The 23,295-nt window shown below is 61.3% G+C and carries 24 protein-coding genes; 20 read left to right on the plus strand and 4 right to left on the minus strand.

What is annotated here, in order from left to right; genetic code table 11:
• Nucleotides 1-3: 3 nt before the first annotated feature.
• From nuoF to FGD77_RS13395, 18 genes are all read left to right on the plus strand, one after another.
• Complete coding sequence (nuoF, locus tag FGD77_RS13310) at nt 4-1,299, plus strand: NADH-quinone oxidoreductase subunit NuoF (RefSeq protein WP_255010431.1); 1,296 nt, start codon at nt 4-6, stop codon at nt 1,297-1,299.
• 25 nt (nt 1,300-1,324) lie between these two features.
• A complete protein-coding gene (locus tag FGD77_RS13315) occupies nt 1,325-1,660 on the plus strand; it encodes a hypothetical protein (protein WP_255010433.1) in 336 nt (111 codons plus the stop codon).
• Nucleotides 1,661-1,787: 127 nt separating this feature from the next.
• Nucleotides 1,788-2,189: a DUF5333 domain-containing protein gene (locus tag FGD77_RS13320; RefSeq protein ID WP_255010436.1), complete on the plus strand. Its 402-nt coding sequence runs from the start codon at nt 1,788-1,790 to the stop codon at nt 2,187-2,189.
• Nucleotides 2,190-2,194: 5 nt separating this feature from the next.
• Nucleotides 2,195-4,213 carry an NADH-quinone oxidoreductase subunit NuoG gene (gene nuoG, locus FGD77_RS13325; protein WP_255010440.1) on the plus strand — a complete coding sequence of 673 codons (2,019 nt, stop codon included), beginning with the start codon at nt 2,195-2,197 and terminating at the stop codon, nt 4,211-4,213.
• An 8-nt stretch (nt 4,214-4,221) separates the two neighbouring features.
• Complete coding sequence (locus FGD77_RS13330) at nt 4,222-4,605, plus strand: hypothetical protein (RefSeq protein WP_255010442.1); 384 nt, start codon at nt 4,222-4,224, stop codon at nt 4,603-4,605.
• Entirely contained in the window at nt 4,602-4,997 is a 396-nt protein-coding gene (locus FGD77_RS13335; protein WP_255010445.1) for a hypothetical protein, read from the plus strand. The genes FGD77_RS13330 and FGD77_RS13335 overlap by 4 nt, the downstream gene beginning before the upstream one ends.
• 7 nt (nt 4,998-5,004) lie before the next feature.
• Nucleotides 5,005-6,042, plus strand: a complete 1,038-nt coding sequence (nuoH, locus tag FGD77_RS13340) for an NADH-quinone oxidoreductase subunit NuoH (protein ID WP_255010448.1) — start codon at nt 5,005-5,007, stop codon at nt 6,040-6,042.
• 79 nt (nt 6,043-6,121) lie between these two features.
• On the plus strand, nt 6,122-6,865 hold the full coding sequence (locus tag FGD77_RS13345) for a methyltransferase domain-containing protein (protein WP_255010449.1): 744 nt from the start codon (nt 6,122-6,124) through the stop codon (nt 6,863-6,865).
• A gap of 4 nt (nt 6,866-6,869) precedes the next feature.
• Nucleotides 6,870-7,364 (plus strand): NADH-quinone oxidoreductase subunit NuoI, encoded by a 495-nt coding sequence (nuoI, locus tag FGD77_RS13350; RefSeq protein WP_255010453.1) that lies wholly within the window; start codon nt 6,870-6,872, stop codon nt 7,362-7,364.
• Nucleotides 7,361-7,774 carry a carboxymuconolactone decarboxylase family protein gene (locus FGD77_RS13355; protein WP_255010456.1) on the plus strand — a complete coding sequence of 138 codons (414 nt, stop codon included), beginning with the start codon at nt 7,361-7,363 and terminating at the stop codon, nt 7,772-7,774. Before nuoI ends, FGD77_RS13355 begins: the two co-directional genes overlap by 4 nt.
• Nucleotides 7,771-8,379 carry an NADH-quinone oxidoreductase subunit J gene (locus tag FGD77_RS13360; RefSeq protein WP_255010458.1) on the plus strand — a complete coding sequence of 203 codons (609 nt, stop codon included), beginning with the start codon at nt 7,771-7,773 and terminating at the stop codon, nt 8,377-8,379. The genes FGD77_RS13355 and FGD77_RS13360 overlap by 4 nt, the downstream gene beginning before the upstream one ends.
• 191 nt (nt 8,380-8,570) lie before the next feature.
• The gene (nuoK, locus tag FGD77_RS13365; RefSeq protein ID WP_113912613.1) at nt 8,571-8,876 is read left to right on the plus strand and encodes an NADH-quinone oxidoreductase subunit NuoK; all 306 of its coding nucleotides are present in this window, start codon (nt 8,571-8,573) and stop codon (nt 8,874-8,876) included.
• Between the two features lie 4 nt (nt 8,877-8,880).
• Nucleotides 8,881-11,028, plus strand: a complete 2,148-nt coding sequence (nuoL, locus tag FGD77_RS13370; protein ID WP_255010462.1) for an NADH-quinone oxidoreductase subunit L — start codon at nt 8,881-8,883, stop codon at nt 11,026-11,028.
• Nucleotides 11,028-12,581, plus strand: coding sequence for an NADH-quinone oxidoreductase subunit M (locus tag FGD77_RS13375; RefSeq protein WP_255010463.1), 1,554 nt, complete (start codon nt 11,028-11,030; stop codon nt 12,579-12,581). Before nuoL ends, FGD77_RS13375 begins: the two co-directional genes overlap by 1 nt.
• 10 nt (nt 12,582-12,591) lie before the next feature.
• Nucleotides 12,592-14,037 carry an NADH-quinone oxidoreductase subunit NuoN gene (nuoN, locus tag FGD77_RS13380; protein ID WP_255010465.1) on the plus strand — a complete coding sequence of 482 codons (1,446 nt, stop codon included), beginning with the start codon at nt 12,592-12,594 and terminating at the stop codon, nt 14,035-14,037.
• Nucleotides 14,038-14,143: 106 nt separating this feature from the next.
• Nucleotides 14,144-14,890 carry a biotin--[acetyl-CoA-carboxylase] ligase gene (locus FGD77_RS13385; RefSeq protein WP_255010466.1) on the plus strand — a complete coding sequence of 249 codons (747 nt, stop codon included), beginning with the start codon at nt 14,144-14,146 and terminating at the stop codon, nt 14,888-14,890.
• Between the two features lie 12 nt (nt 14,891-14,902).
• On the plus strand, nt 14,903-15,673 hold the full coding sequence (locus FGD77_RS13390; protein WP_255010469.1) for a type III pantothenate kinase: 771 nt from the start codon (nt 14,903-14,905) through the stop codon (nt 15,671-15,673).
• Between the two features lie 6 nt (nt 15,674-15,679).
• Nucleotides 15,680-17,347 (plus strand): ribonuclease J, encoded by a 1,668-nt coding sequence (locus FGD77_RS13395; RefSeq protein ID WP_255010470.1) that lies wholly within the window; start codon nt 15,680-15,682, stop codon nt 17,345-17,347.
• A gap of 201 nt (nt 17,348-17,548) precedes the next feature.
• Here FGD77_RS13395 and FGD77_RS13400 read toward each other — a convergent pair whose 3' ends face one another.
• The gene (locus FGD77_RS13400; protein WP_255010472.1) at nt 17,549-19,153 is read right to left on the minus strand and encodes a DEAD/DEAH box helicase; all 1,605 of its coding nucleotides are present in this window, start codon (nt 19,151-19,153) and stop codon (nt 17,549-17,551) included.
• Nucleotides 19,154-19,361: 208 nt separating this feature from the next.
• The gene (locus tag FGD77_RS13405; protein ID WP_255010473.1) at nt 19,362-20,306 is read right to left on the minus strand and encodes a glycosyltransferase family 2 protein; all 945 of its coding nucleotides are present in this window, start codon (nt 20,304-20,306) and stop codon (nt 19,362-19,364) included.
• A 294-nt stretch (nt 20,307-20,600) separates the two neighbouring features.
• On the opposite strand from FGD77_RS13405, the gene FGD77_RS13410 reads away from it, so the two are divergent.
• Both FGD77_RS13410 and grxD read left to right on the plus strand, forming a co-directional pair.
• On the plus strand, nt 20,601-20,837 hold the full coding sequence (locus FGD77_RS13410) for a BolA/IbaG family iron-sulfur metabolism protein (protein WP_255010475.1): 237 nt from the start codon (nt 20,601-20,603) through the stop codon (nt 20,835-20,837).
• Between the two features lie 115 nt (nt 20,838-20,952).
• The gene (gene grxD / locus FGD77_RS13415) at nt 20,953-21,315 is read left to right on the plus strand and encodes a Grx4 family monothiol glutaredoxin (protein WP_255010476.1); all 363 of its coding nucleotides are present in this window, start codon (nt 20,953-20,955) and stop codon (nt 21,313-21,315) included.
• 76 nt (nt 21,316-21,391) lie between these two features.
• Here the strand turns inward: grxD and FGD77_RS13420 are convergent, their stop codons facing one another.
• The gene (locus FGD77_RS13420) at nt 21,392-22,003 is read right to left on the minus strand and encodes a DUF1638 domain-containing protein (protein ID WP_255014216.1); all 612 of its coding nucleotides are present in this window, start codon (nt 22,001-22,003) and stop codon (nt 21,392-21,394) included.
• Between the two features lie 189 nt (nt 22,004-22,192).
• Nucleotides 22,193-22,897: a B12-binding domain-containing protein gene (locus tag FGD77_RS13425; RefSeq protein ID WP_255010477.1), complete on the minus strand. Its 705-nt coding sequence runs from the start codon at nt 22,895-22,897 to the stop codon at nt 22,193-22,195.
• Nucleotides 22,898-23,295 lie beyond the last annotated feature (398 nt).

Consider the following 23,295-nt stretch of genomic DNA (forward strand, 5'->3'; position numbering starts at 1 on the left):
GCAATGCTGCAAGACCAAGACCGCATCTTTACCAATCTTTACGGCATGCATGACCGCACTTTGAAAGGCGCGCAAGCGCGTGGCCATTGGGATGGCACGGCCAAGATCCTTCAGAACGGGCGCGACTGGATCATCGACCAGATGAAGGCCAGCGGTCTGCGCGGTCGCGGCGGTGCGGGATTTCCCACCGGGCTGAAATGGTCGTTCATGCCGAAAGAGAGCGATGGGCGCCCCAGCTATCTGGTCGTCAACGCCGACGAATCCGAACCGGGCACCTGCAAGGACCGCGAGATCATGCGCCACGATCCGCATACTCTGATCGAGGGGTGCCTGATCGCCAGCTACGCGATGCAGGCGAATGCATGCTACATCTATATTCGCGGCGAATATATTCGCGAGAAAGAGGCGCTTCAGGCCGCAATCGACGAATGCTATGAAGCCGGGATGGTCGGGAAAAACGCCTGCAAGTCGGGCTATGATTTCGATATCTACCTGACCCACGGCGCGGGCGCCTATATTTGCGGCGAAGAAACGGCGCTGCTGGAATCGCTGGAGGGCAAGAAGGGCATGCCGCGCATGAAGCCGCCGTTTCCGGCGGGCGCGGGCCTCTATGGCTGCCCGACCACAGTGAACAACGTGGAATCCATTGCCGTCGTACCAACGATCCTGCGGCGCGGGCCGGACTGGTTCTCCAGCTTTGGCCGCCCGAATAATTCGGGCACCAAGCTGTTCGCGATCTCGGGGCACGTCAACAACCCCTGCGTTGTAGAAGAGGCGATGAGCGTCAATTTCGAAGAGCTGATCGAAAAGCATTGCGGCGGTATTCGCGGCGGCTGGGACAACCTCAAGGCCGTGATCCCCGGCGGAAGTTCCGTTCCGCTGATCCGCGGCGAGAACATGCGCGAGGCGATCATGGATTTCGATTATCTGCGCGACCAGCGCAGCGGTTTGGGCACGGCTGCCGTGATCGTGATGGACCAGTCCACCGACATCATCAAGGCGATCTGGCGTCTGTCGAAATTCTACAAGCACGAATCCTGCGGCCAGTGCACGCCGTGCCGCGAGGGCACCGGCTGGATGATGCGCGTGATGGACCGGCTGGTGCGCGGCGATGCCGAGCCCGAGGAAATCGACATGCTGCTGGACGTGACCAAGCAGGTCGAGGGGCATACGATCTGCGCGTTGGGGGATGCCGCCGCGTGGCCGATACAGGGTCTGATCCGCAACTTCCGTGATGAGATCGAGGACCGGATCAAGCACAAGCGCAGCACGACATCGCGCCCTGTGGCAGCAGAATAGCAGGGCGATTGAAAAGGGGTTCGCAATGATCCGAGGGATGACATTGACCGCGCTGGCCGCCGCACTGGCCCTGACTGCCTGTGGCAGGCCGGGCGAGCGGGTGCGCTTTGATGGCAATTACTACCCAGCCAAACTGAGCAAGTCGAACGACCGGCGCGAGCAATTCTCGGTCGCGGTGCGCGATTTCGCGCAGGGCATCAATGGCGCACGCGAGGCCGGGCGTTTCGCGGGGACGACCTATTGCGTCGAGACGTTTGGCGACAGCGATATCAGCTGGCAGCCGGGGTATGGACCCGAGGATGCCAGTGTTGTCTCTGAAAATGGTGTCCTTATTTTCCGCGGAAGCTGCGTAAAATGGTAGCAACTGCCCGCATATCGGCAGCAAACGGTGCTTGTTATTGCATAACAGGTCGGCTGCTCTCCATCTCGTGTGACAAGCGGGGGAGCGATTGCGCCCTTCGCGTGACACGCATGAAAGGAGACGCACCATGCGCCTGATACTCACCACGCTCATTGCCCTCAGCCTTGGCACAATGGCCAATGCCGCCCGCGCCGATCTGGCAGGCGAAAAAGACATCAACGCCGGCCTTCTGGCAATCGCCGCCGCCGACAAGATCCGCCGTGAATGCAATGATTTTTCGGGCCGGTTCTGGGCTGCGCGCAGCTATGTGACCCAGCTCAAGGGAATGGCGGCAAAGCGCGGCTATACCGAGGCGCAGATTGACGCCTATGTGAACGACGATGCCGAACAGGCAAAGATGCGCGAGCGCCGCAACGCCTATTTCAAATCGAAGGGCGCCAGCAATCTGGACGCCGCCAGCCTGTGCCAATTGGGACGGGAAGAGATCAAGAACCGCAGCCGCATCGGCTCATTCCTGAAAGCAAAGTGAACACCATGACCGACCTTCGCAAAGTGAACATTGACGGAACCGAGATCGAAGTGGAAGGGGCCATGACCCTGATCCAGGCGTGCGAGATTGCCGGCGTGGAAATCCCGCGCTTTTGCTATCACGAGCGTTTGTCGATCGCCGGAAACTGCCGCATGTGCCTTGTGGAGGTCGTCGGCGGCCCGCCGAAACCGGCTGCCAGCTGCGCCATGCAGGTGCGCGATCTGCGCCCCGGCAAGGATGGCGAGCCGCCGATGGTGAAAACCAATTCGCCGATGGTGAAAAAGGCCCGCGAAGGCGTGATGGAATTCCTGCTGATCAACCACCCGCTGGATTGCCCGATCTGCGATCAGGGCGGCGAGTGTGATCTTCAGGATCAGGCGATGGCCTACGGGGTCGATTTCTCCCGATTCCGCGAACCGAAACGCGCGACCGAGGATCTGGATCTGGGTCCGCTGGTGGAAACGCACATGACGCGCTGCATTTCCTGCACCCGCTGCGTGCGTTTCACCACCGAGGTGGCCGGGATCAGCCAGATGGGTCAGACGGGCCGGGGCGAGGATGCCGAGATCACCAGCTATCTCGGCGAGACGCTGGACAGCAACATGCAGGGCAACATCATCGATTTGTGCCCGGTCGGCGCGCTGGTCAGCAAACCCTACGCCTTTACGGCCCGCCCGTGGGAACTGACCAAGACGGAGACGATCGACGTGATGGACGCTTTGGGGAGCAACATCCGGGTCGATACCAAGGGTCGCGAAGTCATGCGGATGTTGCCGCGCAACCATGACGGCGTGAACGAGGAGTGGATTTCGGACAAGACACGTTTTGTCTGGGACGGTCTGCGCCGCCAGCGTCTGGACAAGCCCTATATCCGCGAAAACGGCAAGCTGCGCGCCGCCACCTGGCCCGAGGCGCTGGAGGCGGCTGCGACTGCGATGAAGGGCAGGAAAGTTGCCGGTCTCGTGGGCGATCTGGCACCGGTCGAGGCGGCCTTCGCGCTGAAACAGTTGATCGAGGGGCAGGGCGGTCATGTCGAATGCCGCACCGATGGCGCCAAGCTGCCGGCGGGCAATCGATCTGGCTATGTCGGGACCGCCACTATCGAGGAAATTGATACCGCAGAAGCGATCATGCTGATCGGTTGTGATCCGCATGTCGAGGCCCCGGTGCTGAACGCACGTATCCGCAAGGCTTGGCTGGCAGGCGCCAAGGTGGGCGTCGTCGGGCCGAAAGTGGACCTGACATTCGACTATTTCCATCTGGGCACGGGGCGCGATGATCTGGTCAAGATGAATGGTGGCGATCATGAGGATGCGTTGAGCCGCCGGTCGATCGTGATCATAGGGCAGGGCGCGTTGACCGAAGCCGATGGTGACGCCGTCCTGAGTCAGGCGATGGCCTTTGCTGCGGCAACGGAGTCGAAATTCCTAGTGTTGCACACCGCCGCCGGCCGCGTCGGCGCGATGGATGCGGGCTGCACCACCGAGGGCGGATTGACCGCTGCGTTGGACGGTGCCGAGGTCATCTACAACCTCGGTTCGGACGAGACCGAGATCGCGGCAGGTCCCTTTGTGATATATCAGGGCAGCCATGGCGATCGGGGCGCGCACCGCGCCGACGTGATCCTGCCAGGCGCCGCCTATACCGAAGAGCAGGGCCTGTTCGTGAACACCGAAGGGCGTCCGCAACTGGCGCTGCGCGCCGGGTTCGCCCCCGGCGAGGCCAAGGAAAACTGGGCGATCCTGCGCGCGCTGTCGGGCGAGATGGGCAGTGTGCTGCCCTATGACAGCCTGCCGCAGTTGCGCCAGGCGCTGATCGCCGAAGTGCCGCATCTGGCCGAAATCGACCATGTGCCCGAGAATGAATGGCAGCCGCTGGAGACCAGCGCGCCGGGCAAGGGCAGCTTCCGCTATGCGATCGAGGACCATTACCTGACCAATCCGATCGCCCGCGCAAGCCAGCTGATGGCCGAACTGAGCGCGGGCGCCAAGGCCCGCAGGTCGTCCAGAATGGCTGCGGAGTGACAGGGACCGTGCCGAGCGCCCCCCATATCCTGACCGCTCTTGCGGTTGCTGCGGTGCTGATGGGCTGCGCGCCCCCGGTGCTGGACAAGTATATGGGCCGTTCTATCGTCGATCCGATGCTGGATTTCGGCCAGCCCGACGAGGTGTTCGATCTGGCCGACGGGCGCCGCGCCTTTCAGTGGCAAGTGGAAAAGCATGGCATGCGCCCGTCACCGCGACCCGTGATTGGTGTCGGGATCGGTGTCGGCAGGGGCGGGTGGGGCAATGTCACCACGATCGGTACGTCCTATGAGTCCTATACGACATCGTGCCGCTATACTCTGATCGGCACACCGCGCGGCGACGACTGGATCGTGACAGGCCAGCGCAAACCTGCGCCGGGTTGTGAATGATGCGCGCCGTTGCGGTATTTGGGCTGCTGGTTATCTCCGGCGCCGTATCGGCCTGTGCACAGGGCGGGGCTGCGGTGCCTTTTGAACCTGAATATGGCGAAATACAGACCGATCTGCTGGACAGCGATCTGGTTAATTTCCGGATAACAATGTCCGGCGCACGTGACACGGGCGACGTGGCGCGGTATGCGGATTGTGCCGCTGCACAATACACCCTGATCCGGGGCTACGGGTTTGCGCGTCATGTGCGCACGAATATCGCGGATGAGGGTGGCGTATGGCGCGCGGATGCGGTTTATACGATCTCGCCGACACTGCCGCGCGGGTTAAAGACAATCGACGCCGAAATCGTCGCCGCCGACTGCGCGGAAAATGGAATACCGATGGTATGAGGATCTGATGGCCGAATTTTTTGCAACCCCGTTCGGGACCGTTCTGATTATCTTTGCGCAGTGTCTTGCGATGCTTGGCTTTGTGATGGTTTCGCTGCTGTTTCTCGTTTATGGCGACCGCAAGATCTGGGCCGCCGTGCAGATGCGGCGCGGCCCCAACGTGGTGGGCGTGTTCGGCCTGCTGCAATCGGTCGCCGACGCGCTGAAATACGTCGTGAAAGAGGTCGTGATCCCCGCCGGCTCGGACAAGGTTGTGTTCATCATGGCGCCGATTGTCAGCTTTGTTCTGGCCGTCATTGCGTGGGCCGTGATCCCGATGTCCGACGGCTGGGCGATATCGGATATCAACGTCGCGGTGCTCTACATTTTTGCGGTTTCGTCGTTGGAAGTATACGGCGTCATCATGGGGGGCTGGGCGTCCAACTCCAAATACCCGTTCCTTGGATCGCTGCGGTCTGCGGCGCAGATGATTTCCTACGAGGTCAGCCTGGGGCTGATCATCATCGGGGTCATCATCTCGACCGGCAGCCTGAACTTTGGCGATATCGTCGGTGCGCAGGACACCAAATACGGCTTCTTTGGCTGGTATTGGTTGCCGCACCTGCCGATGGTTGCGCTGTTCTTTATCTCGTGCCTGGCCGAGACGAACCGTCCGCCGTTTGACCTGCCCGAGGCCGAATCCGAACTGGTGGCCGGGTATCAGGTGGAATATTCCGCGACGGCCTTCCTGTTGTTCATGGCGGGGGAATATATCGCGATCTTCCTGATGTGCGCGTTGACGTCGCTGCTGTTCTTCGGTGGCTGGCTGTCGCCCATTCCGGGCCTGCCCGACGGCGTGGTGTGGATGATCGGCAAGATGGCGTTCTTCTTCTTCCTGTTCGCCATGGTCAAGGCGATCACGCCGCGCTACCGCTATGATCAGTTGATGCGTATCGGCTGGAAAGTGTTCCTGCCGATGTCGCTGGCCTGGGTCGTGATTATTTCCTTCCTCGCCAAGTTCGAAGTTCTGGGCGCATTCTGGGCCCGGTTCACGATGGGGGGCTGAAGCATTGGGGATCGACTACGTCCTTTTTGATCGGCTTGTTGAGTTGAGCGCCCGGTTCAAACCGGAAGGGCGCTCGCTCATGCTGGGACGTCAGAAATTTCCCATTCAGACGAAGCACCGCAAGCTGTACGAAAAAACGCTGGCCGATCATGGCATTGAGGCGCGTCGTTTCGATTTCCTTCAGGACGACGGCTATGCCGAGACCCTGATGGGCAAGCTGGGCTTTGGTGCCATGGAGGTCATGGATTTTTCGGATTACGAGGGCGCTACGATCCTGCATGATCTGAACAAGAAGCCCTGCGAAAGTCTTGAGAACCAGTTCGACCTGATCTTTGACGGGGGCACGGTCGAGCATGTGTTCAACGTGCCGATGGCGCTGGAGGGGCTGTTTCGCATGCTCAAACCCGGCGGGCGTCTGATTTCGGCGAATGGGCTGAATGGCTGGTACGGCCACGGTATGTATCAATTCAACCCCGAGCTGGTCTGGACCTTCTGGAAACGCGCCTGCAACTGCAATGTGCTGGACTGCCGCGCGATTCCCACCGAGCCTGACGATGCCTTCGGTCATGTCGCATTTGAAGACCCGGCCACCAGCGGGCTGCGCCTGCGGCTGAAAAACCAGATCGGGCCGGGGCGGACTTATCTGTATTACGAGATCGAAAAAACAACCGAGTCGCATCTTCCTGATTTTGCCCTGCAAAGTGATTACGAGACGCGCTGGAATGGCGCGACCAATGCAGGTATGACGCGACTGAATGCACAGACTCAGGCTATACCGTCCCAAGATGCCGGGGCACAGGCCACCACGATTGCGAGGAGCTGACGTAATGGCGAATATCGATTATGGACGCGCGGTCGGTTATTTCCTGCTGAGCGATGTGTGGAAGGGGCTGGGGCTGGGGTTCAAATACTTCTTCGCGCCCAAGGCGACGATCAACTATCCGCATGAAAAGGGCCACCTGTCCCCGCGTTTCCGGGGCGAACACGCCCTGCGCCGCTATCCCAACGGCGAAGAGCGCTGCATCGCCTGCAAGCTGTGCGAGGCGATCTGCCCGGCGCAGGCCATCACCATCGACGCCGAGCCGCGCGACGATGGCAGCCGCCGCACGACGCGATACGATATCGACATGACAAAATGCATCTATTGCGGGTTCTGCCAGGAGGCGTGCCCGGTTGATGCCATCGTCGAAGGCCCGAATTTCGAATTCTCGACCGAAACCCGCGAAGAACTGTTCTACGACAAGACCAGGCTACTGGAGAACGGCGACCGCTGGGAGGCCGAGATTGCCCGCAACCTCGAATTGGATGCACCTTACCGATGACCGATGCAAAAAACCCGTTTGAGCAAATGATGCGGCAGGCGCAGGACATGGCGAAATCCATGAATCCGGCGCTGGAATCCTTTTCACCCAAGGGGTTCGAGGCGCTTTGGGGGACGATGCCCAAGGATATCATGGAAATGACCTTCGGCAAGGGCTTGAACCCCGATGGGCTTGATGCCAAGACGCGGCTTCTGTTGACGCTGGCAGGTCTGACGATGCAGGGCGCGCAGGCCGATACGGCGGTGCGCATGACTGTGCGCCACCTTCTGGGCGCCGGCGCCACGAAAGCCGAGATTGCCGAGACGATCGCAAGCATGGCGATGTTCGCAGGCGTTCCGGCCATGAACCGCGCGATGGAGCTGGCGCGCGAGGTGATGGACGGGGAAACCGAGGAAGGAAAAAACACATGACCGCGATGGCATTTGCGTTCTACCTTTTTGCGATTTCGGCCCTTGTCGGCGGATTGTTCACCGTCATCAGCCGCAACCCGGTGCATTCGGTGCTGTGGCTGATCCTGTCGTTCATCAGCGCCGCAGGCCTGTTCGTTCTGCTGGGCGCGGAATTCGTGGCGATGCTGCTGGTGATCGTCTATGTCGGTGCGGTCGCGGTTCTGTTCCTGTTCGTGATCATGATGCTGGACGTCGATTTTGCCGAATTGAAGGCGGAGATGGCCCGGTACATGCCGCTTGCGCTGCTGATCGGTTTGATCCTGCTGATGCAGTTCGGTATTGCCTTTGGCGCGTGGGAAGTGTCGGCCGGGGCCGAGGCCGCGCGCGTCGCGCCTGCGCCGGTTGATGTGCAAAACACTGCCGCGCTGGGACTGCTGCTATATGATAAATACTTCCTGCTGTTCCAACTGGCGGGTCTGATCCTGCTGGTTGCCATGATCGGTGCGATTGTCCTGACGTTGCGCCACCGCGTCGATGTCAAGCGCCAGAATGTGCTGCATCAGATGTGGCGCGATCCGGCCAAGGCGATGAAGCTGAAGAACGTCAAGCCGGGGCAGGGACTGTAGGCCCGCTGCCGAAAATAAATCCAGGCGGCGCTATCAGCGCCGCCCCTAGCCAAGGGATGAAGCGCATGTCCAGAAATACAATCGTGATCTTTGGCGGCTACTCGTTGATCGGCTGAACCGCCAGCCAGGACGCCATGGCGGCGCCCGCGCCAGAGAAGCGCGAGCCAGACAAGAAAGACTGAGGGACAGACATGATCGGAATTGAACATTACCTGACGGTGGCGGCGACGCTGTTCGTCATCGGCATCTTCGGGCTATTCCTGAACCGCAAGAACATCATCATCCTGCTCATGTCGATCGAGCTGATGCTGCTGGCGGTGAACATCAACCTCGTCGCCTTCTCCAGCTTTGCCGGCGATCTGGCGGGGCAGATCTTTACCCTGCTGGTGTTGACCGTCGCTGCCGCCGAGGCCGCGATCGGGCTTGCGATCCTTGTCTGCTTCTTCCGCAACCGCGGGACTATCGCGGTCGAAGACGTCAACGTGATGAAGGGCTGAGGTCATGGAAAAGATTATTCTCTTCGCGCCTCTGATCGGTGCCATCATCGCGGGCTTCGGCTGGCGCATCATCGGCGACAAGGGGGCGCAGGTCCTCACGACGGCGCTGCTGTTCCTGTCCTGCGCGCTGTCGTGGATCGTGTTCATCGGCCATGATGGTACGTTGCAGCAGATCCACGTTATGGACTGGGTGCAGTCCGGCCTGCTGGACGCCAGCTGGTCGATCCGGTTGGACCGTCTGACGGCAATCATGTTGATCGTGGTCACAACCGTCTCGGCGCTCGTCCACCTTTATTCGATGGGCTACATGGCCCATGATCACAATTTCGAAGAGGGCGCCTCCTATCGCCCTCGTTTCTTTGCTTATCTGTCGCTGTTTACCTTTGCGATGCTGATGCTGGTGACGGCTGACAACCTGCTGCAAATGTTTTTCGGCTGGGAGGGTGTGGGCCTCGCGTCCTATCTGCTGATCGGGTTCTACTATCGCAAGCCGTCGGCTAACGCCGCCGCGATCAAGGCGTTCGTGGTCAACCGCGTGGGCGATTTCGGTTTCCTGCTGGGCATTCTGGCGATCTTTTTCCTCACCGACAGTATCCTGTTCGAGGATGTATTCGCCTCCGGCCCGATGCTGGCCGAGACAAACCTGCGGTTCCTGTGGGCCGATTGGAACGCAGCAAATCTGATCGCTATCCTGCTGTTCATCGGCGCGATGGGTAAATCGGCACAGCTGGGCCTGCACACATGGCTGCCCGACGCGATGGAGGGCCCGACCCCGGTATCGGCCCTGATCCACGCGGCGACGATGGTCACCGCCGGTGTTTTCCTTGTCTGCCGCATGTCGCCGCTGATGGAATACGCGCCCGAGGCGCTGATGTTCGTTATCTTCATCGGTGCGACCACGGCGTTTGTCGCCGCGACCATCGGCCTGGTGCAGAACGATATCAAGCGCGTCATCGCCTATTCCACCATGTCGCAGCTGGGCTACATGTTTGTCGCCGCAGGCGTCGGTGCCTATTCGGTGGCAATGTTCCACCTGCTGACGCACGCGTTCTTCAAGGCGATGCTGTTCCTGGGTGCCGGTTCGGTCATCCACGGGATGCATCACGAACAGGATATGCGCAACTATGGCGGCCTGCGTCACAAGCTGCCCTATACGTTCTGGGCGATGATGATCGGCACGCTGGCCATCACCGGTGTCGGCATCCCGCTGACGCATATCGGTTTCGCCGGATTCCTGTCCAAGGACGCCGTCATCGAGAGCGCGTGGGCTGGCACGGCAGGCGGCTATGCCTTCTGGATGCTGGTGATTGCCGCGGCGCTGACCAGTTTCTACAGCTGGCGCCTGATGTTCATGACCTTCTTCGGTACCGCACGCGGCGAGAAGAAAACGCACCAGAACGCGCATGAATCCCCGATGGTGATGCTGGTGCCGCTGGGCGTGCTGGCTGTCGGATCGGTATTGGCCGGGATGGTCTGGTATGGCAGCTTCTTTGGCGACCACGACAAGGTGAACAAATTCTTCGGCATTCCCGCGCACCATGCCGAGGCCAGCGAAGCGGACCACGACGAAGGCGCCGTTGCCGCAACCGAAGATGTGGCCGGGGCGGACGGTGCTGTCGCAGCGGACGCCGCAACCATGCATGCCGAGGCAGGCGCCGATGAGACCGCGACAGGTGAGGCCCATGCCGAGGCGATAGCGCCCGTCGGCGCGATCTACATGGGCGCGGGCAATACCGTGATCGACGATGCGCACCATGCCCCCGTCTGGGTCAAGGTCAGCCCGTTCGTCGCGATGGTTCTGGGCCTGCTGACCGCGCTCTGGTTCTATGTCTGGAGCCCTGCCACCCCCCGCAAGTTCATGGAGGCGCAGCGCCCGCTTTATGCCTTCTTGCTGAACAAGTGGTATTTCGACGAGATCTACGATACCCTGATCGTCGGCCCGGCCAAGAAGCTTGGTGCCTTCCTGTGGAAGCGCGGAGACGGCGGCGCCATCGACGGCACGATCAACGGCGTGGCGATGGGCATCGTGCCCTTCTTCACCCGCCTCGCGGGCCGCGCGCAATCCGGCTATATCTTTACCTATGCCTTCGCCATGGTGATCGGGATCGTGATCCTCGTCACATGGATGACGTTCACCGGAGGGGCAAACTGATGGAAAACGTTCTGTCGATCACGACGTTCATCCCCCTCATCGCGGCGGCGATCCTCGCCATTTTCCTGCGGGGCGAGGATGCGGCGGCGCAGCGCAATGCCAAATGGGTGGCGCTGGCGGCAACGGTGGTGACGTTCCTCGTCTCGCTGTTCATCCTGTTTGATTTCGACCCGTCCAACACCGGGTTCCAGTTCGTGGAAGAGCGCGAATGGCTGCTGGGGCTGCAATACAAGATGGGTGTCGACGGGATCAGCGTCCTTTTCGTGCTGCTGACGACCTTCATGATGCCGCTGACCATCGCAGCCTCCTGGGGTATCAAGACGCGCGTCAAGGAATACATGATCGCGTTTCTCATTCTGGAAACGCTGATGCTGGGCGTGTTCATGGCGCTGGATCTGGTGCTGTTCTACGTCTTCTTCGAGGCGGGTCTGATCCCGATGTTCCTGATCATCGGCATCTGGGGCGGGAAGGAGCGTATTTACGCATCCTTCAAGTTCTTCCTCTATACGTTCCTCGGATCGGTGCTGATGCTGGTCGCGATGGTTGCCATGTTCTCGGATGCGGGCACGACGGATATTCCGTCGCTGATGCGCCACGGCTTTGACAGCGAGACGTTCTCGGTGCTGGGCTTCACGATCGTCGGCGGCATGCAGACGCTGCTGTTCCTTGCGTTCTTTGCCAGCTTTGCGGTGAAAATGCCGATGTGGCCGGTGCATACCTGGTTGCCCGACGCACACGTTCAGGCGCCGACGGCCGGATCTGTCGTGCTGGCCGCGATCCTGCTGAAGATGGGCGGCTACGGCTTCCTGCGGTTCAGCCTGCCGATGTTCCCCATCGGGGCCGAAGTGCTGACGCCGCTGGTGCTGTGGATGTCCGCGATCGCCATTGTCTACACGTCGCTGGTGGCATTGGCCCAACAGGATATGAAGAAGCTGATCGCCTATTCGTCCGTTGCGCATATGGGTTATGTCACGATGGGTATCTTTGCGGCGAACCAGCAGGGCGTCGACGGAGCGATCTTTCAGATGATCAGCCACGGGTTTATCTCGGGCGCGTTGTTCCTGTGCGTCGGGGTTATCTATGACCGGATGCACACGCGCGATATCGACGCTTATGGTGGCCTTGTGAACCGGATGCCCAGCTATGCGCTGATCTTCCTGTTCTTCACCATGGCCAATGTGGGCCTGCCGGGCACGTCGGGCTTCATCGGGGAATTCCTGACACTGGTCGGTATCTTCAAGGTCAACACATGGGTCGCGGCCGTGGCCGCAACCGGTGTCATCCTGTCGGCGGCCTATGCGCTGTGGCTCTACCGCCGGGTTGTTCTGGGTGATCTGATCAAGGAGAGCCTCAAGTCCATTTCCGACATGACCGGGCGCGAGCGGGCGATCTTTGCCCCGCTGGTTGCGATGACGCTACTGCTGGGCGTCTACCCGTCGCTGGTGACAGACATCATCGGCCCCTCGACCGAGGCGCTGATTTCACAATACGACACCGCGCTGGCGCAGGGGGGCACAGACAGTGCCGTCCAGACCGCCGAAGCCGCGCATTGAGGAGGCTCAGATGATCCAGGCTGATCTGAATATTATCCTGCCCGAGATCGTCATCGCGGTCTTTGCGATGCTGGCCCTTCTGGGCGCCGTCTACACGGTCAAGGACAAGGCGGCAGGCATGCTGATCTGGCTGACCGCCGCGCTGTTCGTGGCGTTGGCGTTCTGGATCGGGACGACCGGTTCGGGGACGCAAACGGCGTTTTCCGGCATGTTCATAGACGACGGTTTCTCGCGCTTTGCCAAGGTGATGATCCTCCTCAGCGCCGCCGCCGTGATGGTCATGGGGCAGGACTACATGGCGCGGCGCGGGTTGCTGCGGTTCGAATACCCGATCCTGATCGCGCTTGGTGTGGTTGGCATGATGATGATGGTCAGCGCCGGCGATCTGATGTCGCTCTACATGGGACTGGAGCTGCAATCTCTGTCGCTTTACGTCATCGCATCGATGCGCCGTGACAGCGTGCGCTCGACCGAGGCCGGACTGAAGTATTTCGTGCTGGGTGCGCTCAGCTCGGGCTTGCTGCTCTATGGTGCATCCTTGGTCTACGGCTACGTCGGCACGACCAGTTTTGTCGGAATTATCGAGGCAGCCGACGGGCGTGCGCCGGTGGGGCTGCTGTTGGGGCTGGTGTTTGTCATGTCGGGCCTCGCGTTCAAGGTGTCTGCGGTGCCGTTCCACATGTGGACGCCCGACGTCTACGAAGGCGCGCCGACCCCGGTCACGGCGTTTTTCGCAACCGCGCCCAAGGTCGCGGCGATGGCGCTGTTCGCCCGGACGCTATTCGACGCATTCGGAGGAATCGTGTCGGACTGGCAGCAGATCCTTGCGGTGATGAGCGTTCTGTCGATCTTCTGGGGCAGTTTCGCGGCGATCGGGCAGACCGATATCAAGCGGCTGATGGCCTATTCGTCGATCGCGCATATGGGTTTCGCGTTGATGGGCCTCGCGTCGGGCACCGAGTTTGGCGTTCAGGCCATGCTGATCTATCTGGCGATCTACGTCACGATGAACGTCGGCACCTTCGCCTTTGTCCTGTCGATGCAGAGGGACGGCCTGCCGATCACTGACATCCGCAGCCTGAACCTTTATTCCCGCGCATCTCCCGGCCGGGCGCTGGCCATGCTGGTGCTATTGTTCAGCCTTGCGGGCGTGCCGCCTCTGGTTGGCTTCTTCGGCAAGTTCTACGTGTTGCGTGCGGCCTATGACGGCGGGCTGGTTTGGCTGGCGGTGCTGGGTGTGGTCGGGTCGGTGATTGGTGCGTTCTATTACCTGCGCATCGTTTACTACATGTATTTCGGCGAAGAGGGCGAGGCGCTGGACCCGCCGGTGTCACCGGTTCTATGGGGGATCCTCATGGTCAGCGCGGCGATCATTGGCCTTGCTTGGCTTCCGGGCGTGAACCTATTGGGGATCGAAGGCGCCGCGCAGGCGGCGGCGGCAACGCTGGTCAACTGAGCCAGTCACCTAAATATCTGACAGAAGGGGACGCGCTATGGCGCGTCACTTTCGTTTTCGGCAGCCCTGCGGGCTGCGTGCCTCTGGCAGGAGTATTTTCGGAACGATGAAAGATCCAGTTTGGCCAGTAGGGTACGGGCGGCACATGTTGCCTGAGGTGGACAGCACCAATGCCGAAGGCATGCGCCTGGCGTCTGAATTGGCAGGCCCGACGTGGATTTTTGCCGCGCGGCAAATCGCGGGGCGCGGGCGGCGCGGGCGGGTGTGGGGCGACCCTGAGGGGAACTTTGCGGCATCGTTGGTGCTGCGCCCGGCGGAGCCGCCGGAGCGGGCTGCGTTGAGGTCCTTTGTGGCGTCGCTGGCGCTGTATGATGCGCTGAGCGCGCTTGCACCGGGCGCTGATCTGGCACTGAAATGGCCGAATGACGTATTGCTGAGCGAGGGCAAGCTGGCCGGAATCCTGCTGGAAGGTAGCAGTTCGGCGGGGCGGCTGGCGCATCTGGTGATCGGCATCGGCGTCAATTTGGCGGGTGTGCCGGTGCCGGGCGAGGCGAGGGCGGTGCCGCCTGTGTCGCTGCTGAGCGGGACAGGGGTTCAGGTAACGCCTGAAAGGCTGCTGGATCATCTTGCAGCCGCCTACGGGCGGCGCGAGGCGGTGTTCGTTCGTGACGGCTTTGCGCCGATCCGCGCGGACTGGCTGGCACGGGCGGCACGGCTGGGGCAGATCGTGACGGCGCGCACCATGCGCGAGGAAACGACGGGCCGGTTCGAGACGGTGGACGAGGACGGCAATCTCGTTCTATCTACGGCGGGTGGACGACGGGCTATTCCGGCGGCAGACGTGTTTTTCTAAGTGAGGCGAATGATGCTGCTGGCAATTGATTGCGGGAATACCAACACCGTCTTTTCTATCTGGGATGGCAGCGAATTCCTGTGCACGCTGCGGACCTCGACCCATCATGCGCGTACGGCGGATGCATATTTCACCTGGTATTCCACGTTGGTCAAACATTACGGCATCGAGGTGGACATTACGGATGTCATCATCTCGTCCACGGTGCCGCGCGTCGTGTTCAACCTGCGCGTCTTTGCCGACCGGTTCTTTGGCTGTCGGCCGGTGGTTGTGGGTAAGCCCGAATGCAAGCTGCCGGTGCTGCCGCGGGTGGACGCGGGCACGCAGGTGGGACCGGACCGTCTGGTCAACACGGCAGGGGCATGGTCGCGGCACGGCGGCGATCTGATCGTCGTGGATTTTGGAACAGCGACGACCTGCGATGTGGTGGCAGGCGACGGCGCCTATGTGGGCGGTGTGATTGCGCCGGGGGTGAACCTCAGTCTTGAGGCGCTGCATATGGCAGCCGCGGCACTGCCGCATATCGACGTGACTACGCCGCCGCGCGTGATCGGGACGAACACGGTCGACTGCATGCAGTCGGGGGTCTACTGGGGCTATATCGGGATGGTTCAGGGCCTTTGCGCCCAGATCAAGGCCGAATATGCGCGCCCCATGAAGGTGATCGGCACTGGCGGGCTGGCGCCGCTCTTTGCCCAGGGGGCCGAGCTTTTTGACGAGATAGAAGATGATCTGACAATGCACGGCCTGACCGTGATTCATGACTACAACAAGAAAGGCTAACGCCGGATGAGCAATGAACGAGTGATCTACCTGCCCCTCGGGGGGGCGGGCGAAATTGGCATGAATGCCTATGTGTATGGATACGGCAAACCGGGCAAGGAAAAGCTGATCCTTGTCGATCTGGGGCTGACCTTCCCCGATATGGAGACCAGCCCGGGCGTGGATCTGATTCTGCCCGACATTTCCTGGCTGGTGGCGCGCAAGCACGACCTGGAAGCGATTTTCATCACCCACGCGCATGAGGATCATGTCGGCGCCATCGCGCATTACTACGATCGCCTCGGCGCGCCGGTTTATGCGCGGGCCTTCACCGGTAATATCGCGCGGCGCAAGATGTCCGAGCATGGACACCCCGAAAAGGCGGTCCAGATCGTCAGGCCGTGGCCCAAGGTGACGGAGGCTGGCCCGTTCTCGGTAGGGTTTGTGCCGATCTCGCATTCGATTCCCGAAAGCTCGGGGTTGGTGATCGACACGCCCAAGGGGCGTTTGGTGCATACCGGCGATTTCAAGATCGACACCGATCCGGGCGTGGGCGAGCCGTTTGATCATGCCATGTGGGAGGATCTGGGCAAGGACGGCGTTCTGGCGCTGATGTGCGATTCCACCAATGTGTTCTCGGCCCATGAGGGCCGGTCCGAGGCCACCGTCGGCCCCGAGATCGAAAAGCTGATCGCCTCGGCCAAGGGCATGGTCGCCGCGACCACCTTTGCCAGTAACGTCGCACGGGTGAAAACGCTGGCCGAGGCGGGCGAACGGGCCGGGCGCAGCGTGTGCCTGATGGGCCGCGCCATGCGCCGGATGATCGAGGCCGCGGTCGAGACGGGTGTTTTGAAGAATTTCCCGTCGACCGTCACCCCCGAGGAGGCCAAGAACCTGCCGCGCGAGAATCTGATGCTGATCGTCACCGGTTCTCAGGGCGAGCGGCGCGCGGCCAGCGCCCAGTTGGCCAACGGAAAATATCAGGGGATCAAGCTGAAGGAGGGCGACACGTTCCTGTTCTCGTCCAAGACGATCCCGGGCAACGAGCGCGGCGTCATTCGCATCATGAACCAGTTTTCCGAAATCGGTGTTGACGTGATTGATGACAGCAGCGGACTCTATCACGTCTCGGGGCACGCCAACCGCCCCGATATCGAGCGGATGCACGAACTGGTAAAGCCGCAGATGGTTGTGCCCATGCATGGCGAGCATCGTCACCTGCGCGAGCATGTTAAAATCTGCAATGCCAAGGGGGTACGCGGTGTTATGGTCGTGAACGGCATGTTGATGGACCTGACGGCAAAGACGCCGAAGGTGGCCGAGCATGTCGAAACGGGGCGCACCTATCTGGACGGGTCGGTCCAGGTCGGCGCACTTGATGGTGTCGTGCGCGACCGGATCCGCATGGCGCTGAACGGGCATGTGACGGTAAATATCATCCTTGACGAAGATCACGAAAGCCTTGGCGATCCGTGGTGCGAGATCAAGGGTCTGGCCGAAACGGGCACATCGAACGCGCCGCTGCTGGACGTTCTGGAAGAGGATCTGAGCCAGTTTCTGGGCCGCTCTGCCCGCAAGCTGCGCGCCGACGATAACAAGCTGGAAGAAGAGCTGCGTCGTATCACACGCCAGTCGGCCAACGCGGAGGTCGGCAAAAGGCCCGAGGTCACGGTGATCATCAGCCGTATGAGCTGAGGCAAGTCGGGCCGCCCTGTCTCAGCGGCGGCCCGACCCCGCAGCGCTACCGTCGTCGATGTTTGAGATGAACCGGGGTGCGCTGAACTTGGGATGCCGATTGGTGCAAGACCAGAAAAGAAAACGCCCCGGCCAAGAAATTGGCCGGGGCGTTTACGTATTCACCCACTGCCCCGTAGGAGGACGGGCAGGCGGGGGGGATCACCCCGCGCGGCGATCCTCAAAGCTGAGAGCGATGAAGCTGGGCATGTGGTCGCCCATACCGACAACCTTTTCGCCGCCGCCATTGCCACCATTTCCACCGCCCGAGCGCCCACGTCCACCACGGCTGCGCGAGCGGCTGGATTTGCCGTCCTGCTGCGCCTGTGCGTCGGGGCGGCTGTCGGGCTGCGGTGCATTTTGCGGTGCATCGTCCTGCACTGCGTCCGGCTGCGCGGCGGCGTCCCGGTGTGGCGTCTCGGCCTGGGTTGGTTTCTGCGGTGCGGCAGGTTGGGTGTCAGGCAGCGCATCGGGCAGGGTGGCCTGCGCTGGCGCCTCGGCCTGTGCTGCGTCGGCTGGGCTGTCCGGCTTCTTACGGCTGCGCGAGCGGCGGGGTTTGGGTGTCCCGGTCTTGGCCACATCCACCTCTGCCGGGGCGTCCTGCACATCGCTGGTCGTACCGAGCGGGTTTTCGAGGCGCGGAATATCCCGCTGAATCAGAGCCTCGATCGCGATCATGTTCTTTTCGTCCTTGGGCGAGCAGATCATCATCGCCTTGCCATCGCGCCCGGCGCGACCGGTGCGGCCGATCCGGTGAACGTAATCCTCGGGGTGGGATGGTACGTCGAAGTTGAACACATGGCTGACCGCCGGAACATCCAGCCCGCGTGCGGCGACGTCCGAGGCGACGAGGATGCGCAGATCGCCTGCGCGGAAACCGTCGAGCGTGCGGGTCCGCTGGCTCTGATCCAGGTCGCCGTGGATGGGCGCCGCGTCATAGCCATGCGTTTTGAGCGATTTAGAGACAGTGTCGACATCAATCTTGCGGTTGCAGAACACGATGGCGTTGGTGCATTTGTCACCTTCGCCGTCGATCATCATGCGCAGAACCTTGCGCTTTTCACTGGCCTCGCGGTCACGTCGCGAACCTTTGAACATGACCACACCCTGTTCGATTGTCTCGCTGGCGGTCGCCTGCCGCGCGACCTCTACCCGCTCGGGTGAGCTGAGGAACGTGTTTGTGATTCGCTCGATTTCGGGCGCCATGGTGGCGGAGAAAAACAGCGTCTGGCGGGTGAAGGGCGTCAGGCTGAAGATGCGTTCGATATCGGGGATGAATCCCATGTCCAGCATGCGGTCCGCCTCGTCCACGACCATGATCTGAACGCCGGTCAGCAGCAGCTTGCCGCGTTCGAAATGGTCCAGAAGGCGGCCGGGCGTGGCGATCAGGACGTCAACGCCCTTGTCGATCAGCTTGTCCTGCTCCTTGAAGCTGACACCGCCGATCAGGAGAGCCTTGGTCAGTTTCAGGTGCTTGGAGTAAGTGTCGAAATTCTCGGCGACCTGTGCGGCCAATTCGCGCGTCGGGCACAGGACCAGAGAGCGCGGCATGCGCGCGCGGGCGCGTCCGCGCGCCAGCAGCGATAGCATGGGCAATACGAAACCGGCTGTCTTGCCAGTGCCGGTCTGCGCGATGCCCAGAACGTCACGGCCCTCCAGCGCGGGGGGAATCGCCCCCTGCTGAATGGGGGTGGGAACGGTATAGCCCGTCTCTTCGACGGCCTTGAGGACCTTGGGGTTCAGATTCAAATCGGAAAATTTTGTCATGTGTATCCGTGGTTTACGGACACAACTTGGCCCGTACGTCTGATTGGGTCCGGGTCCGTACGACCCTGCGGTTCTCCGCATGCGGGGACCTCTGAGCCGCATTTACATCAGTTCAGGGGGTTTGGTCAATCAGATGGGTTAAAAGACGGTCAAAACCAGCCGTTTGGAGGGTATGTCACCTTGACGGACACAATTTGGCGCGCGTGGATTAGCCATGGGATGGAAAGTGACGTGCGCGTTTGGCATCCAGATCCAGATCAATCCGGTGCAGCAACCCGTGCGCCTCCAGCCGGGTGCGCAGGGCGGGGGTGGCGGTACAGACCTCGTCATAGAAGGCGCGCAGCGCGTCCTCGCCGCCATCGGCCTCGATCGCGTTGAACAGGGCATTCATCGTCATCGGCAGGCTGGGCGCGCCCTTCAGCCCCTCGCGGTAGGATCCGCTTTGCAGCCGATAGCGGTAGGCGCGCTGCCATGCCTGCCAGCTGGGGGCGTGGAAATGGCACAGGAGGGTCTGGGTCAGCTCATCCTTGTTGGCAATTTTTCCCTGCTCGTCAAAGGCATTGTGGATGCGCAGGCTCAGTGCCTCTTGCCCGGTGCGCACGAAAATCTTGCCCGCGACATGGCTGAGAAACCCGCCGTTCAGCAGTGCGCCGTAGGTGGGATAGATTTCCTCGGTCTGCGCGTTGCGACGGGACTGGCGCAGATGGCAGGCCTTGAACCATGTCGCGCCCACGTCATCGGGGGGGGGCGCCAATGCCTCGACTGGACGCACGCGGGCGGTGCGGGCGCTGGCGGGCAGGGCGCCCAGCTGATCGCTGAGCGGGGAGGAGGGGCTGAGGAATTCGTCAACGTCGATATGGGCCAGCCAATCCACCCCGGGCCTGCGGCGATAGGCGCGGGTGGCGTTTACGGTCTGGCGCGCCTGATGCGCCTCGGGGCGTTTGCGCCGTTCGGTCCAATAGGCGTCGTCCGTCACCGTGACGGTGCAGCGCGGATGGGCGGCAAGGGTGCGGCGGGCGGGCGGGCAATCTTCATCCAGAAAGATGTGAATGCGGTGTGCGCCGATATCCAGATGATGCGCGGCAAAGTTCAGGATGGCTTCCGCTGGCGCCTTGATGGTGGAGACGAGGCCCCAGGTGGTCGCGTGTTGCATGTCGCCCGCCAAATTCGGTTGCCTGCGCACCATGGCGTGCGGCGGGAACAGGTGCAAGCGGAGGCAGTTGATGCGTCGGCGGCGCAAGCCTTTGATCAGGTGGTCCTTGTCCGGGCATCGCAGCACTGGCGACAGCCCCAAATTGCAGCGCGACCTGCTGGGCGAGGTGCTGAATCGGGGTGACGATCTGTAGCGCACTTGCAGGAACTGTTGGTGCGCTTTGGGGCGGGGGCATCTTGCACTTGGCCCGGCGGGGCTCTACATCGATATAAACCGCTGTACAGGAGGGCATAGATGGCCATTCTCGCAACCGATATCGAGGCGATGATCCGTGAGGCGTTTCCCGATGCCCGCGTAAGCGTGCAGGGAAACGACGGCGCGCATTTCGCCGCCGAGGTGATTGATCCGTCTTTCAAGGGCATGAACCGCGTTCAGCAACAGCGCGCCGTCTATGCCGCGCTGAAAGGCAAGATGGACGGACCTGCGGGCGAGTTGCACGCGCTGGCGCTGACAACCCGCGCCCCCGACTGAGCAGCAGGCGGCGCGGCGCCTTGGGCTGAAACCCCACTCGGCGCGTTTTCCGATTGTGGCCCGCGCCGAGCTGTACGAATCTGGCCCCAAGGCCGCAGAAATGATGAGGACAAACATGACCGACGCGAAGACACGTATAGAAGACACCGTCAAAGCCAAGGACGTGGTCCTGTTCATGAAGGGCACCAAGGAGATGCCGCAATGCGGGTTCTCCAGCCGCGTGGCAGGGGTGCTGAATTTCATGGGCATCGACTATAGCGACGTAAACGTGCTGGAAGACGAGGGTATCCGTCAGGGGATCAAGGATTATTCCGACTGGCCCACCATCCCGCAGCTTTATGTCAAGGGCGAGTTCGTCGGCGGTTGCGACATCATCACCGAGATGACCCTGTCGGGCGAGCTGGACACGCTGCTGGAGAAAAGCGGCGTCAGCTATGACAAGGCTGCGGCGGACAAGATCCGCGAAGCCAACGCGTAACGCAGTACCCGTCGCGGCGGCGGCATTTGGGTATTTTTACCAAGAAAAAACAGGGCGCGTCGCGATAGTGGCGCGTCTATTTCTTTTTCGCGACATCTGCCAGCGTTGTGTCCAGCTCACCATAGCCGGTAAAGCGATACTCGTAATCGAGGTCGAGGCGGCGCGCGCACTCCTCGGCCTTGGCGCGCAGGGCCGCATCGTCGGTCTGCGCCTGATAGACCAGTTTGGTATAGTTTCCGAAGATCATGTCGCGCAGCTGTGGATGTCGGTCCAGGCCCATCGGTTTCCAGACGAAGGCGTCGAACTGTCGGACCAGGAAATCGGTAAGATAGAACGCCGTGATCTCATCATCATGCTGTGCGAAGGTGTCGTTGCCCTCATAGAAGCTATAGCAATGGGGCCCCTGTATCATTTCCACCCCCAGCGCATCGCATCTGGCGCGCAGCAGGCCGCCGGTGCCGCAATCGGCGTAGGCGACAAAGATACGTTGAAAGCTTGCCGCGTGTTTTTTCACCGTATCCTCGACCGCGTCTGCGATCCTGTCGGGATATAGGTGAAGATTGGCGGGCAAGCATACCAGTGTCATATGATCCCACCCATTGAGCCGGATCAGCGCGAGGATTTCGCGCGCCAATGCGCCGCAGGCAATCAGCAGGACACGGCCTGCGTCGTTGACTGGTGCGGACATGCCGACCTCGGTCAGGATCTTGTCAGAGGGCAGGTCTGGGAGCAGGTCGGTCATGGGCCAATTGTGCCAATCTGTTCGGTTGCCCCAGTGTACACGTATGAGGCGTCGCAGGCGAGGGTCGGGTCCGATGTGAAAACGGGGCCACTGTCGGCCCCGTTGGTATCAAGTTCGTTTGCCGTCGGGGCGGCCTCAGGCTGTTGCGCCCTGATTGTGCTTGCGCCCGACAAATTCCTTGGCGGTTTCCACCGCGACGGCGGCGTCGCGGCAATAGGCGTCTGCGCCGATGGCCTTGCCAAATTCCTCGTTCAGGGGGGCGCCGCCGACCAGCACGATATAGTCGTCGCGAATGCCCTGTTCGATCATCGTGTCGATCACGACCTTCATATAGGGCATCGTCGTGGTCAGCAGGGCGGACATGCCGAGGATGTCGGGGGTTTCGGTTTCGATCGCCTCAAGGTATTTCTCGACGGAATTGTTGATGCCCAGATCGACGACCTCGAAACCGGCGCCTTCCATCATCATCCCCACCAGATTCTTGCCGATGTCGTGAATGTCGCCCTTGACCGTGCCGATCACCATCTTGCCCACGCGGGGCGCGCCGGTTTCAGCCAAAAGCGGCTTGAGGATAAACATTCCACCCTTCATCGCGTTGGCAGCCAGCAGCACCTCGGGAACGAAAAGGATGCCGTCGCGGAAATCCTTGCCGACGATGGTCATGCCGCCGACCAGCGCCTTGGTCAAGATGTCATAGGGAACCCAGCCGCGGCTGAGCAGGATATTGACGGCTTCCATGATCTCGTCTCTGAGACCATCGTAAAGATCGTCAAACATCTGCTGAACCAGCTCGTCATCGTCCAATTCGGACAGGATGATGTCGTCTTGGTCGTCGGACATGGTGCAAACCCCCGGTGTAGCAAGGCCGTGTGGCCCGCATTGTTTCCTGCTTCACACATCGCCAATTCGCGGCCTTGGCACTAGGCGAATTGCGACACTGATCGCATCTGAACCGACTTACACCGTGTCAATCCGCGCGGGAAGGGTCGAAATATGCATGTTGATTATGGTGTTCTTGCATGTGTTCCGCTTGCGTTCTGAATGCTCCCGCTTGGCCCAGCACCAGACATTTCCCTTCGGGATGGGGCGCGTAGGAATGTAACCGACCGGTTGGGGGGCTGGAAAAGCGGTATGAGGCCGATGGTTGGGCCTCGCTGGAGATGGCGCCGCTATGGAGATGCGCGCAAATCTGCCCGATCTGCGCTGCGATTTGTTCCGGCCGCCCGCGATGGCAGGCG

Source organism: Roseovarius sp. M141 (assembly GCF_024355225.1).
Lineage (GTDB): Bacteria > Pseudomonadota > Alphaproteobacteria > Rhodobacterales > Rhodobacteraceae > Roseovarius.

Excerpts from the sequence above, each read along its gene's own strand:
- nuoF (WP_255010431.1), top strand. The coding sequence starts at position 4 with ATGCTGCAAGACCAAGACCGCATCTTTACCAATCTTTACGGCATGCAT.
- FGD77_RS13315 (WP_255010433.1), top strand. The coding sequence starts at position 1,325 with ATGATCCGAGGGATGACATTGACCGCGCTGGCCGCCGCACTGGCCCTG.
- FGD77_RS13320 (WP_255010436.1), top strand. The coding sequence starts at position 1,788 with ATGCGCCTGATACTCACCACGCTCATTGCCCTCAGCCTTGGCACAATG.
- nuoG (WP_255010440.1), top strand. The coding sequence starts at position 2,195 with ATGACCGACCTTCGCAAAGTGAACATTGACGGAACCGAGATCGAAGTG.
- FGD77_RS13335 (WP_255010445.1), top strand. The coding sequence starts at position 4,602 with ATGATGCGCGCCGTTGCGGTATTTGGGCTGCTGGTTATCTCCGGCGCC.
- nuoH (WP_255010448.1), top strand. The coding sequence starts at position 5,005 with ATGGCCGAATTTTTTGCAACCCCGTTCGGGACCGTTCTGATTATCTTT.
- FGD77_RS13345 (WP_255010449.1), top strand. The coding sequence starts at position 6,122 with ATGCTGGGACGTCAGAAATTTCCCATTCAGACGAAGCACCGCAAGCTG.
- nuoI (WP_255010453.1), top strand. The coding sequence starts at position 6,870 with ATGGCGAATATCGATTATGGACGCGCGGTCGGTTATTTCCTGCTGAGC.
- FGD77_RS13355 (WP_255010456.1), top strand. The coding sequence starts at position 7,361 with ATGACCGATGCAAAAAACCCGTTTGAGCAAATGATGCGGCAGGCGCAG.
- FGD77_RS13360 (WP_255010458.1), top strand. The coding sequence starts at position 7,771 with ATGACCGCGATGGCATTTGCGTTCTACCTTTTTGCGATTTCGGCCCTT.
- nuoK (WP_113912613.1), top strand. The coding sequence starts at position 8,571 with ATGATCGGAATTGAACATTACCTGACGGTGGCGGCGACGCTGTTCGTC.
- nuoL (WP_255010462.1), top strand. The coding sequence starts at position 8,881 with ATGGAAAAGATTATTCTCTTCGCGCCTCTGATCGGTGCCATCATCGCG.
- FGD77_RS13375 (WP_255010463.1), top strand. The coding sequence starts at position 11,028 with ATGGAAAACGTTCTGTCGATCACGACGTTCATCCCCCTCATCGCGGCG.
- nuoN (WP_255010465.1), top strand. The coding sequence starts at position 12,592 with ATGATCCAGGCTGATCTGAATATTATCCTGCCCGAGATCGTCATCGCG.
- FGD77_RS13385 (WP_255010466.1), top strand. The coding sequence starts at position 14,144 with ATGAAAGATCCAGTTTGGCCAGTAGGGTACGGGCGGCACATGTTGCCT.
- FGD77_RS13390 (WP_255010469.1), top strand. The coding sequence starts at position 14,903 with ATGCTGCTGGCAATTGATTGCGGGAATACCAACACCGTCTTTTCTATC.
- FGD77_RS13395 (WP_255010470.1), top strand. The coding sequence starts at position 15,680 with ATGAGCAATGAACGAGTGATCTACCTGCCCCTCGGGGGGGCGGGCGAA.
- FGD77_RS13400 (WP_255010472.1), bottom strand. The coding sequence starts at position 19,153 with ATGACAAAATTTTCCGATTTGAATCTGAACCCCAAGGTCCTCAAGGCC.
- FGD77_RS13405 (WP_255010473.1), bottom strand. The coding sequence starts at position 20,306 with ATGCAACACGCGACCACCTGGGGCCTCGTCTCCACCATCAAGGCGCCA.
- FGD77_RS13410 (WP_255010475.1), top strand. The coding sequence starts at position 20,601 with ATGGCCATTCTCGCAACCGATATCGAGGCGATGATCCGTGAGGCGTTT.
- grxD (WP_255010476.1), top strand. The coding sequence starts at position 20,953 with ATGACCGACGCGAAGACACGTATAGAAGACACCGTCAAAGCCAAGGAC.
- FGD77_RS13420 (WP_255014216.1), bottom strand. The coding sequence starts at position 22,003 with ATGTCCGCACCAGTCAACGACGCAGGCCGTGTCCTGCTGATTGCCTGC.
- FGD77_RS13425 (WP_255010477.1), bottom strand. The coding sequence starts at position 22,897 with ATGTCCGACGACCAAGACGACATCATCCTGTCCGAATTGGACGATGAC.